The organism is Leisingera sp. ANG-M1, assembly GCF_000813745.1.
Classification (GTDB): domain Bacteria; phylum Pseudomonadota; class Alphaproteobacteria; order Rhodobacterales; family Rhodobacteraceae; genus Leisingera.
Window position 1 is genome coordinate 33477 of the sequence record NZ_JWLC01000015.1, and the last position, 17048, is coordinate 50524.

The 17048-nt window shown below is 61.8% G+C and carries 11 protein-coding genes; 8 read left to right on the plus strand and 3 right to left on the minus strand.

Features of this window, described 5'->3' with window-relative positions:
• Positions 1–20 precede the first annotated feature (20 nt).
• Positions 21–773 (plus strand): precorrin-6A synthase (deacetylating), encoded by a 753-nt coding sequence (gene cobF / locus RA19_RS13605; protein ID WP_039163731.1) that lies wholly within the window; start codon positions 21–23, stop codon positions 771–773.
• Between the two features lie 343 nt (positions 774–1116).
• On the opposite strand, the gene RA19_RS13610 is transcribed toward cobF, so the two are convergent.
• The gene (locus tag RA19_RS13610; protein ID WP_039163497.1) at positions 1117–1824 is read right to left on the minus strand and encodes an IS6 family transposase; all 708 of its coding nucleotides are present in this window, start codon (positions 1822–1824) and stop codon (positions 1117–1119) included.
• A 258-nt stretch (positions 1825–2082) separates the two neighbouring features.
• Here RA19_RS13610 and RA19_RS13615 point away from each other — a divergent pair, with 258 nt between their 5' ends.
• The 5 genes from RA19_RS13615 to RA19_RS13635 are packed head-to-tail and all read left to right on the plus strand — an operon-like array spanning position 2083 to position 13382.
• Entirely contained in the window at positions 2083–4719 is a 2637-nt protein-coding gene (locus RA19_RS13615; protein WP_152615765.1) for a hypothetical protein, read from the plus strand.
• Between the two features lie 3 nt (positions 4720–4722).
• Entirely contained in the window at positions 4723–5352 is a 630-nt protein-coding gene (locus tag RA19_RS13620) for a hypothetical protein (RefSeq protein ID WP_152615766.1), read from the plus strand.
• Positions 5349–7184, plus strand: coding sequence for a hypothetical protein (locus RA19_RS13625; RefSeq protein ID WP_039163503.1), 1836 nt, complete (start codon positions 5349–5351; stop codon positions 7182–7184). The genes RA19_RS13620 and RA19_RS13625 overlap by 4 nt, the downstream gene beginning before the upstream one ends.
• Positions 7175–8614, plus strand: a complete 1440-nt coding sequence (locus RA19_RS13630) for a hypothetical protein (RefSeq protein ID WP_152615767.1) — start codon at positions 7175–7177, stop codon at positions 8612–8614. The genes RA19_RS13625 and RA19_RS13630 overlap by 10 nt, the downstream gene beginning before the upstream one ends.
• Positions 8598–13382, plus strand: a complete 4785-nt coding sequence (locus tag RA19_RS13635) for a hypothetical protein (protein WP_039163507.1) — start codon at positions 8598–8600, stop codon at positions 13380–13382. The genes RA19_RS13630 and RA19_RS13635 overlap by 17 nt, the downstream gene beginning before the upstream one ends.
• A 1-nt stretch (position 13383) precedes the next feature.
• Here RA19_RS13635 and RA19_RS13640 read toward each other — a convergent pair whose 3' ends face one another.
• Entirely contained in the window at positions 13384–14502 is a 1119-nt protein-coding gene (locus RA19_RS13640) for a hypothetical protein (protein ID WP_039163509.1), read from the minus strand.
• A gap of 142 nt (positions 14503–14644) precedes the next feature.
• Positions 14645–15409: a hypothetical protein gene (locus RA19_RS13645; RefSeq protein WP_152615768.1), complete on the minus strand. Its 765-nt coding sequence runs from the start codon at positions 15407–15409 to the stop codon at positions 14645–14647.
• Positions 15410–15702: 293 nt separating this feature from the next.
• Here RA19_RS13645 and RA19_RS13650 point away from each other — a divergent pair, with 293 nt between their 5' ends.
• A complete protein-coding gene (locus RA19_RS13650) occupies positions 15703–16332 on the plus strand; it encodes a hypothetical protein (RefSeq protein WP_039163513.1) in 630 nt (209 codons plus the stop codon).
• Positions 16333–16554: 222 nt separating this feature from the next.
• Positions 16555–17046 carry a hypothetical protein gene (locus RA19_RS13655; protein WP_039163515.1) on the plus strand — a complete coding sequence of 164 codons (492 nt, stop codon included), beginning with the start codon at positions 16555–16557 and terminating at the stop codon, positions 17044–17046.
• Positions 17047–17048 lie beyond the last annotated feature (2 nt).

Consider the following 17048-nt stretch of genomic DNA (forward strand, 5'->3'; position numbering starts at 1 on the left):
AAACTGAGAAAGACCCCGCCATGATTGAGCTTTCCCTGATCGGCATCGGCACCGGCAACCCGCAGCACATGACGCTGCAGGCGATTGAGGCGCTGAATGCACAGGATCTGATCCTGATCCCCAACAAAGGGGCGGGCAAGGACGATCTGGCGGGCCTGCGCCGAGAGATCTGCAGCCGGGCAATCCGCGGCGACGGGCCGAAGATCGTCGAGTTTGCCCTGCCGGTGCGCGATGAGGCCACCAGGAGCTACCGCAAACGCGTGGATGACTGGCACGATGCCATTGCAGAGATCTGGTGGCAGAACATCACCGCTCATTTGCACGGGGGCGGCAAGGCGGGCTTCCTGGTTTGGGGCGACCCGTCGCTTTATGACAGCACCATGCGGATCGCCGAGCGGCTGCAGAGACTGGCGGAAATCAAGCTGGCAGTGATCCCCGGTATCACCTCGGTACAGGCGCTGACTGCAGCCCATGCCATCCCGATCAACGAGATCGGCGCCCCCTTCACCATCACCACCGGCCGCCAGCTGCGCGAAAACGGCTGGCCGGACAGTGCCGACACGCTGGTGATCATGCTGGACGGCGAATGCTCGTTTCAGTCCATCGACCCGCAGGGCGTGCAGATTTACTGGACGGCTTATGCAGGCATGGAGAACCAGATTTGCATCTCGGGTGCTTTGTCCGAGGTCACCGGCCGGATCATCGAAACCCGGGCCCAGGCGCGGGCCGAGCATGGCTGGCTGATGGACATCTACCTGCTGCGCCGGGGCTAAGCGGCGCGATCTGAAACAGAGCCAAAAAGCGCAGCTGCGTTTTCTGGCGGCCTGCAACGCGGAGCCTCTACCCGGCCCCTCCCGCGCGGCCAGTTGTTCTGCCACGGCCGCGCAGGCAGCCCTTTCCATGCGCCAGGGCAAGATGCGGAGCTCTCTCCGGTCCTGGATTGACGGCATAGAAGCCGGCGAAGACATAATACGAATGCGGGTGCGCTGAGCTCGCATTGGAAAGACTGAAATCGCTTACACCGTCGAACGCTCAGCACTTCCAGCAATTGTTTGAGAGTGGCGGTGCTGTCAGACGGATTCGAACTCGTCTCAGCTTGGACAGTGATACTGCCCCTTATTCCGCGCAGAGACCGCGCCACTCTGCGAGAGCGGCAGCACGATTCACCCTGAAATTTGATCTAGAGTAAAAGCTGCGTTCCGAATTGAAGAGGTTAAAAACAGAGGCGTGGACGGATGCAAATTTCTGCAGGCTTCGCAATCGCCGAAAGCGCTGCATCGCCCTCTCCCTTCGTCGAAACGGCAAGTGCGAATTCTCGGCACGATTGTTCAGCCAGCGACCTGTTTTCTGTCGGTCTGCGTTACCGATTTCCTTCATTGCAGCGCCGTAGGACCGAAGTCTATCCGTAACGATAACTTCGGGTCGTCCGAACCTACGCATTGATTTCTTGAGGAATTTCGATGCTGCTTTCTTATCCCGCGTCTTCGTCACGTAGCTTTCTAGCACTTCGCCTTCGTGGTCAACGGCCCGCCACAGATAGTGCCGTTCACCGTTGATCTTCACGAACATCTCATCCAAGTGCCAGCGCCAATTCGAGTGGGACCGCATATGCTGGACCCGCTTCCTGCGGATTTCCGAAGCAAACTTCGGCCCGAACCGCTGCCACCAGAAACGAACGGATTCATAGCTCACATCGATGCCGCGTTCGTGCAAAAGGTCTTCGACATTCCTGAGCGACAGAGGAAACCGGATGTACATCATCACCGCCAAGCGGATGACTTCAGGTGACGTTCGAAAGTAGCGAAATGGGCTGCGTTTGGTCATGAGGCAACGCTACGAAACCGCCCTGCCCTCCTCAAGGTCATCCCTCTGACAAGTCCTGAATCGTCATTCGTTTCAGTCGCGGCTAGTAGCGAAACAGATGAACCTCCACTTTGATAGCTTCTTGCGGAACAGCAGACATCAGTTATCTCGGCGCCAATCGTGCAGTTACCATGTCTTGCCTAACAATTGCTTCTTATCCTAGGCTGCAGCCCTAAGTGTTTTGCTTGGGGATGGACGTTGCCACAAATACGCAAGTTTTTGACGACAACCTTTGCTTTGTGTTTTTTGAGTTCAATCGCGCAGGCACAGGACGGGCATGACAATCCCGCTCAGATGTTGTTGTTCAGGACCTCGTCCGCGCCTGTCTATTTGCCTGTCGTCAAGGCGCGGAGCTACACCACCCTATGCGACGCGCTTTTGTTCCGCGACACCGGCGTTCCCGCCTTTGCCCAGATCGACGACGCCAGCGTGACCGGTTGCAACGCAGGCGGCCGTGCGGCCCAGCGGGTGCAGATGTTCGGCGGCTTTGGACAGGGCTGCCGTCATGAACCCGCGCGTCGGGACAACAAATTCCTGTCCAGCATGCCCCTTACCGGGGACGGCACAGACGCCGAAACCAGAACGTTGCGCTGGGCGGATCTGTTCGAGCCTCCTAGACAAGACAGCGCGCTGGCCGACCCGCGGTTCAGGGCACCTTATCGGATGTATGACCACCGGCAGCAGAACGTGCAAACCAGCTACCTGCTGATGCGCTTGCCGTTTGCCAGCGTCGGCACCAATCTCGAGGCACGCAGGGCGGTTTTGCGCACCGCCCGGATCTGCGAAGGCCGCCCGAACGCCGAACTGGATCCGCGTCTGGCGGCTCTGGCGCATGACAAGTTCCTAGTCTTCGATCCTCAGGCCCCCGCGCGAGGCAGTTTCCTGTTCGACGACCTGAATACGCCGGTTCAGCTGTTCTTTCGCGAAAGCAGCGCTCCGGAGACGGCGGCACCCCTGCTGCAACTGAACAGGAAAACCCGCGAGACAGGCCCCGTGACCTGGTCGAACCGGCTGTACAAATACCAGTGGTCGCCGCAGGGCGACAGTCTAAGCGGCATTCTGGTGCCCGAGCAACCCTTTTGGCTCCGCACTCTGGACACGGCAGGCGCGACGCCGATGGCCGTCACAACGCGAACACCCGACGACGTCGGGCGGGTCGTTTTGCAGTATCCGCAGGTCCTGGCCCGCAACCGCGCGCCGCGGAGCGACTCGGATTTCGCGCATCGCCGTATCGTGTTGCCTTTCAACAACGTCTCGGCCCGCCGCGATCTTGTGACAGAACGGGTGGCGCAAACGCTTGCCGGGCTGACACCGCAACAGGGCCCATCCCTCAGGGTCGAAACGACAGATCCCGTGACTTTTGCCGCTATGGCCAACACCGCGTTGGATGCGAGCGCCGCGGATCCGTCGGCCACCGAACAGCGGTGCATCGACGACCTGAGCCGCATGGTTGTCCGCGCGACCTCCCCGTTTGTGCCGTTTGGCGATGATGTGCTGTACCGGTTGCGCATGGACGGCAAAAAGGCCAACATGGTCACCTACGTAAACGGTCATTGCCACCGGCTGGACCATCTAGCCGCCGATGGCGCGCAGCCGGTCAATGGCCCGCTCGGCGCGCCGGGCTGGACCACAAAGGCGACGCGCCCCGGCATGCGACATGTGGCGTTTTCGACTGACGCGCTGCGCGATGTACGCCTGACCTCGGGCGAAACGGTCACCCTGCCTGAAGTGATCTGGTCCAGCCTCGAGCAAACTCAGGTGTCGCATCCGGGCTTTGACGACGGCACGGCTACGCGTCACCCGGCACGTTTTGTATTGGTGGACGACGAGGCGGGCAAACCATTTTACATTCAGGATTTTTCCGTCTCGACCCTCACCGCGCTGGCCTATTTCCGGAACGGGCGCCAAGACTTTAACCGTCTGGTGCGCGAGCTTCTGGGGGGCAATTCCTTCAGCGGCAAATGTTACCTTCAGTTCTTTGACCTCGCGCTTTTTGCGCCTGGCATCGACGTCTCTGAGGAGCGCGAAAAACAGCTGTTATGGATCCTGACTATGCACAACTTGGCCGAGGAACTGGCCAACCACGCGGCCAGCGATGCCTGGGACTTTATGGCTCAAGAAGACGACGTCGCATGCCACAAGCAAAAAACACTCAGTTTTCTGGAGTTCACCGGCGGCGATGTCACCGGTCTAGACGAGTCGGTCAGGATCGCTTTCGACGCCAAACCCAGCGATGCGCTGCAGAGGTGGAACGAAATCCGCGACAGAACAAACACCGCAACGGCGCAAGAAAGGCAACAGCTCGACATCCGCCAAAGGTTCATGCGGAACATCCGGAACTTTGCCCGGCAACTGGCGGACGAGCATGAATACCCCTTGATGCTGGTCAACCACGGCCAGGCGGAAAAACTGGTTCAGGGTGTCATGGGGTTTCCCAACGATGCCTTGGGCCGCAGCCTTGGCGAGGTCGTCTTTCAGGACATTACCTGGACCCTGCAACCGGTGTCCGAGGACGCCATGACGCTTCTGATCCGGGACAATTGGACCATTTTCGATGCCTACGGCAATGACACGGGCCGCACCACGCAGTCGGACTCGGACCCGGCCGTGGCGCGCTTTGGCGACCCTGGCCTCAACTACGTACTGGCCCACCGCCCCCATATGGGACGCGCCGCGTCCGAGAGAGTGGTCTTTGGTATCCACAACCTCTTTGCCGGCCCGTTTCTGAACGTGACCGACGCCGACGGCAATTCCGACCCCTTCGGCAAACAAAGCCTGATCGACAAGGCAAGAACAGACGGCACCCTGGACAGGTTTTCTGCCCGCATGATGCTGGTGCCCACCCTAGAGGACTGATCGATGACGCAATTTACCAGACACGGCGTCCGGGTTGTGAATTGGGTTGGCCTGACCCTCCTCGCCCTGTGCCTCGACGCCGTGGCAGCGCACGCGCAGTCTTGGCCAAGTGAAAACGGCTTTACCCGCCAGGTGGTCTACGCAACCTGCGGCAAGCCCCAGACGCCCGTGGTCGACACCTGTTTTTGCGGCGGACTTTTGGCCTACGACAATGACAAGGACGCCGGTCTGCTGGTCACGTGCGGGCTTAGGGACGTCCCCAACCTGATCCACCCGGACATGAGCACCAACCAGATGCTGCAATTCCTGCTAAGGACCTATTACGGCGCGCTTGATGATTTTTGCGAGGATGCGCGTCCGGAGGGCGAGTGCGGGTTGGACCGTGCGGTCTCGGGTATTGGCGGCAACAGCCTTGATGAGCCTTATTACGTGGGCCATTTCACCGCGATTCTGCTGGGCGAAGAGCGCTGCCTTCTCGCCAGCCTGCGGGCGGAGCCCAACGAATGGTCCCAAGGCCCTGCCATCGGCGCTCTGGATCTGACCCTTCTGTCAACCCCGAGTTGGCAAGAGCGCTTTCAGGCTGGCTGCCGCAACGACTATCGCAATGTTCTGGCATGGCTGGAACAGCGATGACGCGACAAGGGTCCTTCTCGGCCAAGGCGCTTTTGCTGGTGGCCTGGGGATTGGTTGCAGCTCCTGCGCAGGCCCAAGACGTGATAGTTATCGACGCGCTGGATCGGATGCTGGAGGCCGACTGGACCGAAACGACTTGGGTGAAGCCTTTGCTCGAACATGTGGAGCAGAACCTGGATCCCGCCGTGCCCCTCATTGCGCCCGACGGCTGGCGTGCAAGCCTGCGCCAGGCGGTCTACGACTGCTGGGACCGTGCGTTTTCACCGCAAGACGGTCCCGGTGAACGCACCTACACCTGTTTCGATGCCGGTGCCAAATTGCCCACCCGCATGCATGACATCGCCTGGGTTCTGGTGCGCCACGAATGGGCAGATTTTCAGGGCAGCGCCGATCCGGCGCACAAACGGGCGGCGGCCTGGCGGCTAGACCAGGCGATCATGGAGTACAAGACCCTTGTCTCAGGCGCAGAACAGCGCAGCGTCGAGGCGCAGTCGACCTCGCTCAAACGGTTGCGCGTCATCCGCGGTTACGAGGCCGAGATCACCGCCAGTCTGGGCGGGCCGGAGGCGTCGGGCACCGCGCGGCGGCTGCAGGTCCGGGACGAGATCAACCGGCAGCTGGCGCTGGACGGGTCCGGCAGCCTCGGGCTGGACCACAACGTCCTGCAAGACATCGTCGGACCGATCCAGGCCCTGACCCGGGACGCCATGGCGACCTATCTCGAGGCGGTCGAGGCAGAACTTGACGCCAAGGCGCTTGCCGTGCTGGTTTACGGGCAGGGCCGCGCCGAAACCGGCATCAATCCAAGGAACTATCTGCAATGCGGAGACGCCGACGGCACAGGCCTCTGTGCGCCCGGATCGGAACGGGCGGTGCTCAGCCTGTCGGAATTGGCCAAGGACCGGGATCTTCGCCAGCTCTACAGTTTTGTCCGCGACGCGGTTCTCGATCGCCCCAACGCCGTTGGTCTTGCCGAACGTTACGGGCGAATGAAAGCCGAGCTTTATTTCGGCGCACCCGGTGACGCCGCCAAGGCCTATGCCGGACGGCTCGCAGTGCGCTGGGATGGGGTACCGTTGTCGCTGGAAGCGCTGAGGCGCGAGGCTGAGGTGATCAACCTGCCGCCGGGCACAAGCGCCACGCTTGCCGGCGCCTGCGCGGCCTGGGCAGAGCAGATCGAAGACGCGGGCGCCCCCTGTCCGTTCCGCGCCTTGATCGCGCGGGCGCTGCCCACCGACGCTGCGGTCGATGTCTTCGGGCTGAAAGCGCGGGAGGCTGCGCTGCTTGGCCTTCTAGAGCGGGTCCACGCGAACAGCGGTGACAAGGCCTTGCGGTCGCTAATCGAGGATCTGATGGCCGAAACAGGCGCGGTGTTCGACGGGAACGGTCTGGTGTCGGGCCCGGATTTCGTCTTGCCGTATCTCTTGGCGCCTCAGCCGCCCTATCTGGCCGGCTACTCAGACGCGCTATGCACCAGCAACCCGGGTGCCGTTTTTCAGGCCAATTTTTGCCCCGGTGCCGGGACGGAAATCCGGTCCGGCCCGCTCAGCGACCAATTGCGCCGGCTGATCAACGAGACCACGCCGCCTTCGCGTTTTGCCGCCAAACGGCTGGGGCTGGACAAATTGCTGGCTGAAATGGCCGGCGAAGCCCTGATCGCGGACGGGACATTGCGGTTGTCCGAGGGAGGCGCCCCCGGAGCGGGCAGTTTTGTCGGCTACCTTTGCCAAGAATCCTCGGCGATCTTTGCCGCAATGAAAGCCGCAGGCCTTCGGGACGTGCGTCTTGTGCCGTCGCCTCGTTCTAAAGGAGGAGCCCGCCTATGTCAGTGATCCACCTCGCCAGACGATTGTGCGCGGCGCTGGCGCTGGGCCTTTGCGCAGTGCAGGCTCTGGCTGAGGTCTGCACACCCTGGACGCCGCCGACACCAGCGGTCTGTGCGACGCTCCAAGGTCAGCCTCTGACCCCCGAAGACCGCTACGACAGGGATTACTTTCTGGCCTGGGTGTTCGAAGAATGGCACGTCGGCAATATTCAGGCGATCGACGACATGCTGTTCGGCACGACAACCGCCGCGGATCTGGCGGCAAGTTTTCCCTGGCTGGAGGGCAAGACCGACATGCCCCTCGAAAGCGTGCTGTGGTGCAGTCTGGCCTCGGTCGAGACGCTCCCCATCGGGCTGAGCGATTTTGTACTGCCGGACCTGGCCGTGGCGGATGCGCCCGATCCGGCGGCGCTGCGGGCCACGCGTTTCTGGCTGGGCTACGATCTGGCGCGCAAGACCACGCGCGATCTGGTCGGTCTGATGGACGCACAGATGACCGCAACCGGGACGCTGGGACCGATCCCCGAGACCGCCGCCGATTTTCTAGGCGCCCGCAAGGCCAACAGTTGCCGCGGTCTGCCCTTCATGCAGGCGGCCTGGGCCACGATCGACGACCGGGATGGCCCGCAGGCGGCGCTCATGCGGGATGCGGCGGACGCGGTTGACCATCTGGCCCGGGCACTCGAGGCCGAGGTTGCGGCCGTGACCAGGCCTGAGACCAAAGCGCCTCCGGGCGACTCGGAGAACTGGCAGCAACTAGTCAACACACAACTGAACAAAGAGGTCGCCACGTCCAAGGGGCTGATCGAGCAACGCATCCTGTCGCAGGTTCGCATGTTGGTTCAGGCCTTCAGCGCCGAGGCCTCGAAGATCGAGGTGCAACACGACCGCATCAACCGGCTGAACGCGGAGTTGATGGCGGCAGACCGCAACTTGCGCAGCTATACGCAGGTCTTTGCAGACCGCGGTCAAGACGCTTTTGACGACCGTTTTGACCGGGCCATGGGCGCCTTGGAAAGCGTTTTGGCCCAGCGCAAGCTTTTGGGCGCAACCGACGACCTCTGGATTCCCGATGGCGACATGCTCCGCCTGAACCCAGACAATATTACCGTCCAGGCCTGCCTGCAGGACGAGGCCTGCAGCTATTGTCAGCTGACCGATCCGCTGTCCGCGGAAAACCTAGAAGACCACCTGGTCTGCTTTCAAGCCATCGGCCTGCCCCAGGCCCAGGCAGCCCGCAATGCTGCCCTGAACCCGGCCCGGATCACCGTGACGGGCACGGGATTTGTCTGGCAAGACTGCCTGCGCGCGATACCCGCCGCGGCCTCCCCCGCCGTGCGCGAGGCCGAGGCAAAGACCTGTTTTCTGGACTGGATGTGGGAGATCGATCCCGTGACCGCCGCGCAGATGGAGGTTGTCTTTGACCCAACGGATTGACGGCAATTATCTGCGCCACGGCTCCGTGACCCGAGCGCTAGCGAGCCTTGCTTTGTGCTACGCCATGACGGGCGGCGTCTGGGCACAAACGCCCGATCCCGCAGCCCCCGCCGCACAGGTCGAGGGTTCCTTGACCGATGTGTCCACCACCATCGACCCCACCGACCTCGAACCGCGCAGCCCCATCGAACGGCTCGCCTTTGAGATCGTGCGCAACACCCTGGCCGGGCAGTCCCCCACACCGCAATCGCGCGCCGATGCCGAACGCATCGCCGCAGAAGCCGGCCAGGCCTTGCTGGACAGCGGAAATGTCGCCGGGTTGGAGGAGTTCGTCGCAGCGTTCTATGGCGCGCTTTATCCCGATCCCGTAGAAGGTGCCGAAACCGAAGGCGCTTTGGTCTGGTCCCGTATGGGTGAAGCGGACAAGTTTCTGACCACCAGCAACAGCCTGCAATACCTCAGCATTCGCGCGGATCTGCTCAGCTACACCTACGCGCTGATTACACCAAAGGGCGATCTGACCTCGCCCGCGGAGCTTTTGAAGGAGCGCCGCGACCAGCTGACCGGGATACTCGACAAGATCGCCCTGGCCAGGGACAGTCTGTTCGACCGCCGTCGCAGCGTCGGTGCGGACCGCTATCGCCAAATCAGCGCCGCGCTTTTAATCTCGGCGGCCGAAGTGCACATGAACATCGCCGACGCGGGCTTTCGCCTGCGGGCAGCGGCGATCCTGACGGATCTGACCGAAGGCACCGCGCAGACCAACAGCTCGGCCAGCTATGGCGCCGCCCGTCAGGCGGTCTTTGAGGCGCTGCTTCTGGACCCCGACAATGTGCGCGCCAAATACCTGGCCGCCGAGATTGAGGACCGTCTGGATTGGCTGCGCACGGGCCGGGCCTTTGGCGGCGCGCGGTTCTTTGAGGTCGAGCCGGTCATGGGCCAGTTCGACCAGGAGGAATGGACCCCTCTGGCCCGCATGCGGGCGGTCGTCGGACGCCTGGACGCCTTGGACGCGGGCGCAGGCGCGCCGGACCCCGAAGCTCTTGAAACTGCGGTCAAGGCTTTCACCGACCGGTTGCGCCAAAGCCGCCAAAGGCGCCAGGATCAGATCACTCAGCTGTCTCGCGAGATTGCGGACCTGCAATTCCGCATTCAGCAGTCGAACCTTGCCGCCACTTCGGCGCTGGAAGCCAATGCGCAGGTGATCCGCGACCGTCTGGTGCAATCCGAGACGACGCGCGCGGATTTCGAGGCCCGTAGCGCCACGCTGGACAAGGACATCGGCGAAAAGGCCGACGAATTGCGCGCGGCTCTGGACGCTTTGGCGCAACTGACCAGCCAGGGCGATTTGTACGACCCAGGCAAGTTCAATGCCTTTGCTACCACCGCCAAACAGGTGATGCAGGACACCGAAGCTCTGGTAGACGCGGTTGGACAGTTCGACGTCAAAAGCTTGCAGGATCGCGCCCGGGCACTGAAGACGAGCTTTGACAGCTCGATGGCGGCCGGGGACCGCAGCGTCGACATTCTACGCTTTGAGATCGAGCGATTGCAAAACGTTCGCGCCAGCGTCGAGGCCGCCATCGACAGCGTCGAGTCGGCGATCGAACTGGCGCGCTCGGACTATCTTGAAGAGCAGTTCCGCCTCAATGTCGCCGGCCTGGAAAGCGAGGTCGACACTCTGCAGACCGAAATCAGCCAAGTGGATCTGAATATTGCCGAGGACGTGGAGGTCTTTGCCACCAGAATCTCGAAACTTACCTTCGAAGCCTTCGAGCGTGAAAAGGAGCGGATCCAGGGGCGGATTGACGCGACCAAGGCCAAGATCCAGTCGGCCGGAGAGCTGATCGAACTCTACAAGACCAACAAAGCTAGAATGGAAGAAGCCGTGGCAGCGGCGCAGTTGGCCGTCGAGGCCGCGGCGGCCATTCCGTCGGGGATCATCGCGGGGACCGCCTCCGGGACGTTCAACCAGAAACCTCAGGCCCTGATGACGGTGCAAGAGCTGGGGCTCAAGATCGTCGACACCGCCCAGAAGGTCGAGATGGACATCCGCAACGCCCAAGACATCATCGACGACCTGCGCGGTCTGGTCGACGACTTCCGTTATGCCCTGGACGGCGTGGAGCTAGGCGAGATGCAGGCGCGTCTTGAACAAGACATCCGGGACGCGCAGGCTGCGGGCAAGCAGCTGGAGGCGGATCTGCAAAGCAGGATCAAGACCGCCGAGACCCAGATAACCCAGGCGTTGAAAGCCTCGGAAAGCCGGATCGTCGCGCGCTTTGAGCAAAGCACGGCCAAGCTTTCCGCGGAAAAGGCCGAGTTCCAAGCCCAGATCCAGTCCATCGAGGCCGAGATAAAGGGTTTTGAGGCGCGCATCGCTGCCGATCAGCGCCGGGCCCGTGCGCTGGTCGAAGAGATTGCGGTCCTGCGGGGCGACCTGGGCCGACTGACCTTGGAGAAACAGGGCATCGAGACCGCCATGACCCGCGCCGCTGAACGGACCGACGCGGATGTTGCCGCGCTGCAAGCGGCCGCCGATCTGGAGGCTGAGCAGTTTGACCAGTTGACCCAGCCGCTTGTGCGTCGGATCACCCTGCTGCGCGAGATGGCCGACACTCTGGCCGCCGGCGGCGAAGCGCGGCCGCTGGATCTGTCGATCAGCCGCATGACCCAGCGCAGCCTCGGCCCCACCGCCGACGCCTTGGCACGCGAACGTCTGGCGCTGATGGACGAGGCCAACGAGTTGCTCTTTCAGTACGCCAACTGGCTGTATCTGATGACCCGAGATCCTGTTGCTCTGGAATGGGCGATCTCGGCCCAAAGCCCGTTTGAGCTGAAACTGGCAATGTCCCGCTTGCAAGAGCTTTACGACACGTTGAAGCGCACCACTGGTCTGGCCACTCCGCGCTACTTCGTCGTGCGGCTCGAACAGGAGGTTCTGAACAGCGTTTATCGCCGGGAAGACGGCACACTGCCCGAAACTCTGCGGTTCTCTGTAAACCCGGCGCTTGCGCCGTTGGCGCGGAAGTCTCCGCAGTTCAGCAACCCCGCCGGGCGCGAGGGCGTCGGAACTCATCCGATTTCGGTCTACAGCCCGCTGGCGACCTTTCTCGAAAGCGACAGCTTTGGCCCGGCCCCCGGTCAGGCCGAAGTGGTCTTTGCGCCCTTCGTCGAAAGTGAGAACGGCGCCCATCATCTGCTGTGGGACGCCTGGGTGGTGCCCAGGTGGCGGGACGGCGCACCCGCGGAACTCAGCATGGTGGGACTGCGCCCCGTCGGCCCGACCTTCTATCGCATCGGCAATCAGGTTCAGGGTCACCCGGTCTTGCGCAGCCGCGTTGCCAACTACACCGCCACCAGCTTTTCCTACGACCGTTTGCGCGCACAGCATAATCTGGCGTTGCGCTTTATCACTGCGGGCCCCGAACGCAGCCTCATCGACGGCAAACTGCCCGGCATGAATTACCGCAGCCTGCTTGGGCGTGGCCTCGGCAACAGTTGGGAACTCACGGCCCCTGCGCAATGGTCCGACCTGACCACGCAGTCGCCTGGGTTCGACGCACTTGAGAGCATCGACATCGTCTTTGGCTATCTGATTGCGCCGGAACGCCGCGATGGGCCGACGACGGGCCCCAGGGCGGTGATCGCCCAGTTGCAACAGCCCGCCCCCGCGCCACGGGCTACGCGCCGTTGCGCGCCGCTGGAGACGCGTTGGCTGTGCGATCTGCGGGACCTTCAACGCTCGAACGTGCGGGCCATCGCGCAGAACAGGCGGTTCACGTCCGCCAACACCGAAACCGGAGGCGCCCAACGTGGTGATTTCCGCGGCGGCTCCCATTTTGCCCAAAGCCCGGCGGCGGTGCACCTGCGGGTTTCGGCACTGTCGGAAATGTCCCGCAGCCTGCCTGCGGGATCGGGTTTGATCGACGCCGCGCCAGCGGAGCGGCCACAGATGCCGGTCCTGGCGCATTGGACGGTGCAGCCGGACGGCTCACATCCCGTGCAGAACGCCTTTGCGCAGAGCTTTTGCCTCGACGGTGCCCAGGCCAGCGGGCGGTCCTGCGACGCGCGCGGGGCGATCGGCCCGCCCAGCTATGCCGACCTGACCACCCAGATCGTCCGGGACGAAATGCTGGCTTGGCCCGAGACCCAGGCCGCCCCGGTCGGCCCGCTTGAGTTGGTGCGCGTCTGGCGCAGCGTCGAACGGCTGTTTGGATCGGTCGATCCTGACGGCCAGTCCGACCCGCGCTCCGGACGCGCCGGTCAAACCCTGCTCGGCGAAACCCGCTCCGCCGCGCAGAACCTGGCCCTGGTCGGGGCGCAGATGGACAGGCTGCACGATCACATTGCCGGCCCCCTGCAAATGGCACGGTACTGGGTCGGCGCCTACGAGATCGCCCGCACACAGATCGATTTTGTCGAACAATTCACGCGTGCCCTGTCGGACACCAGCGACGTGAACACAGCCGTCCACGAAGAGGCCGAGGCCGAGGTCGAACGCCTGCGTGCGGATCTGGAGACGCGTCTGCGGGCCTTTCACTGCGCTGAGGCCTGGTTTCTGGCAGCCCATGCGGCAGGTGCGGACAATGGCGACCCGAAGGACCTGGCCCTGGGTGCCGCGGCACGGATGATCGACGCGATGGAACCCAGGCTCGAGGATTTTCTAGCTGAAGACGGCCCGCCCGCGGTGGATCTGACGTCCTTTCCCTTTGCCGAGTGTCAGGGGATCTTTGTGGACGCCGCCGCGCTATTATCCCGGCAATAACCTACCAGACGAAGGTGAACAATCCTCCGCACCGGGTCAGAGGGGTCGCGGTCTCGGCCACCTGCCCGGTGCCCATCTGGATCGGCTTCCAATGCCAACACTGCTCTTCGACGTAGCCATTGACGACGCGCAGGGTATAGGTCCAGGGCTCGTAGTGCGGCTGATCAAGCCGATCGGTGTCGAGGATGATCAAGTCGCAGGATACGGCAAAGTCTGCCGGCCCGTCGCTGTCCAGCACTACCCGGGCGCAGACCCGGCGGCTGCGCATCCGGTGCAGAACATCCAGACCGCCTCCGGCTTCCAGGTAGCGATGCAGGCGCGACAGGCAATTCCGTTCCAGCTGCTCGTCGGCATCGATCGCGCCGTCGTTATCCAAAGTCGACAAGGTCATACTCAAGACCCAACCGTCGCAAGTCCATAAGGCGTCAAAGTCTTCTCGATATATCTCTAGAAGGGTATTCCAAAAGATATCCCGCGCGCGCAAATCCTCAAAACGGTTCAACCGACCCAAAAGGCCCTGATCAAACCCGTCGTCCTGTCCCGTAACCGGCGTAATGTCTCGCGCGCCTGCGAGGTCCGCGACGGTCCTAATCTGCGCGTCCAACGCCTCGACCCGCGCGATCAATGCATCGCTTTCGGCGCGGGCAACTCTATTGGCTACGCGCCACCTGATCTTTTGGTCGCCAGCGCAGGTGTTTTCGATCCAGCCCCTGCGCCCGAGCCGTGCGACCCGTTTGCAGACTACATGATCAAACGCCGGCGCATCGGGGTTAGGCCCCCCCTGAATGCCGAACCAGTAAAACGTAAACAGCTCGGCATCCTGCGGGTCGCGAACCACAATCCAACAGGACAGTCTGTTCGAATTCCAAAAGCGCAGTTCCAGACGGTCACAAGTGCGGACCTCCTCGCGTTGCTCGGAGAACCGATGGGACACGCCAAGCCGCAGGGCCCTCTTGTGGACCAACCACGGCATTCTGGGGTTCGCCGGGTCTAGGTCAGTCCCTGACCAGCCGGTCTCAAGCTCGATCAGCCGGTCGATCAGCGGAGCGCTCTCCTCCGCCCGCGCCATCCCGGCCTGAACCAGCAACCCGATCAGTATCACAATCAACGTCTGTTTCATCGCTTGTTTTCAACTCCTAAAAAGAACGCCCATCCTGGCGGACCGACCGCATTGGGACAGCGTCCGCGACTGTCCCACGGTGCTTTTAAAGGTTTGGCGGCAAGCCCGTGGCAAAACGGCGCAGAGTAGATGTGTAAACGTGTCAATTCCATGGGTCTGCCCCGCAGGCCTCGACTGGCCATACAGGCGTTCTGGGGACTGCGACAAACAAATGAACGTTTTGCCAATCCGACCCCACCAGATCGTTTTCAACGGTCAAAGGCATCCTTGTCCGGTAGTTGAGAGATATTTCGATGGGTCCATCGCCGTCGGGCGCTTTTAGCATAAGAAACCCGCTAGGCGATAGTCCCTGCCACCTGCCGCCTTGAATACCCCGGAACTGCCGGATCTCTTCGCCGTTCATCAAAAGTTGCGTGACGAAATACGATTGGTCAAAGCTGCTTATGGTTACTGAACCGTTTCCGTTGACCGTTCGCGTTTCAGTACCGTGGTGCAATATGACCGGGCCCGCGATCATACCACCGCCAGATGCTGTCGCATGTCTGGTAAATTTGTCCGCTACATTGGCGTTGAGATTTACGGAGTACTTTTTTTGCGTGCTCGCCACTTGTAGCGTCAGACTGTAGCCGATGATCACCTGAGTGCGCGCCAGGGTGCGGTCCAGAGTAACGACCGCTCCGGGCAGCGGTCTGGTCGCTGTTCCTTCTTCCAAAACCGGCAACCTATCCAAAGTCGTTTCGACTATGTCGTATGGCTGCCTCGAGACGTCACGATATCCCTGCAATTGCGCTTCCAGACACTCGAGGCGTTCGATGATGGATCGCTCTTGCTGCGCAAAAGAAGCCTTCGGCAAGGCAAAGACGCCCAGCCCTGCCAATAGACACACAATGTTTCCGCGAACTCCCATGTCGCCACCCCTGTTTTTCGCTCGGCTTTGACCGGACATATCGCACGTGGAGCATCCTGCACCCTTGATCGATGCTCGGCAACAGCGCTTTGCGCCCGCTTGACCGAACACTCCCGAACCCATGGAGAAAGGCTCGAACCCCAAGCCTTTACCCCACGCGCCGGCACAGCGCACCCGCGCCAGACGGGGGCTGCACCGTTTGTGCATTGACTTGCGCGGCTGCGACAAAGATCCTGTCGCAGCCCCTATAATTGATCCTTTTTATTCAGTCTGACGTCCAAGGAGCCCTGATCATGTTTTCCCCAAAAACCCTTTTTTCGGGCCTCGTGGCGGCCTTGATTGCAACCAGCGCACAGGCGAATTGCAACAAATCTATCAACATCGACCCCGGCAAGACCTTTCAGCAATTTGGCTGGGTGCCCGGAGAAGGTTTTGAAATCAGCTCCATGAGTTGCACCGCTGCTGACGAAATGATGCGGCGGTTTGTCTTTGAAAACGACCACTTTCTGTCTCTTGAGGACCTGGAGACGTTTTCCGTCTATCAAGAAAAGATCCAAAAGATGGACACGGACTATCAAGCCGCGATTGCAAGATTGCAGGGCGAGCTTGATGCCGATGTGCGTGCGCTTTGGGTCGAGGCGGGCTTTACCCTCATCGGGGGCATCGCAACGGCCATCGGCTGCGTGGGCTCGGTGGGCACGCTGTGTGCCGCGGGCGTCGTTTCCGCTGCAGGGCCGACCGTTTACAGCTGGACGGAGGCGGACGACTCCGTGTCCTTTGATCTTGCTCTTAGCGAACTCGACAGACGCCAGGACGACCGCAAGGCGCTGGCCACCGAAGCCGGGTATACCTCGATGCGCAGCGCCTACTTCGATTTCGTGAACGGGTTTTGCCTCGCGGTCGAGCAACAATGCGCCAAATGACTTTCGTTGCGGCCCAGGTGGCGCGATGATGTCATTGTGACTTGACGGACAGGGCTGGGTCGCAGACCTGCGGGGAAGGTGGGGAGCATGAGAGGGTCAAGACATGTGCCCTGCGCGACTATTTCTGGCACTTGCCCAGCAATTGGCCGCCCAATCTACGCCGGACGGCGGGCTGGCCACAAAGTTGCAGGGCCGGCACGTCCCATCGATCGGAGGTAACAGATGAAGTTGATTATTGCACTGATGGTGATCTGTCATCCGGCACCACTCTTGGCAGACGGCGTTATCGAGTGCTTGGAACAGCTGGAGAGCCGCCTGGCCCTTCTTGAGCGTCAGATCATCGCGAGCCCGGCCGCCTGTGACACACTTGGCCCTGGCTGGACCCGGTTCGAGGGAGCAACGGGTCGCTTCCTGATGGGCGACGATAGTGACGAAGAAGTTAGAGAGACTGGAGGAAGGCCGAGTGTGAAACTGGAGGTTCCCAATTTACCGCCGCACAATCATCATCTGCCCACGATGCGGCGAGTTATCGACGAGCATCAGCCGGCGGATGGTTTCCAACCAGGTTGGGCCTTTCAGAACAGTGGGCGCAACTGGGTCGGTGGATCTCCAGTAAACGGGAACAGACTCGAGACAAACTTCGTCGGTGAAGCTAAAGAGTTTTCGATTATCCCGCCCTTTGTTGAAGTCAGTTTCTGCACGAAGTCGGATTGATT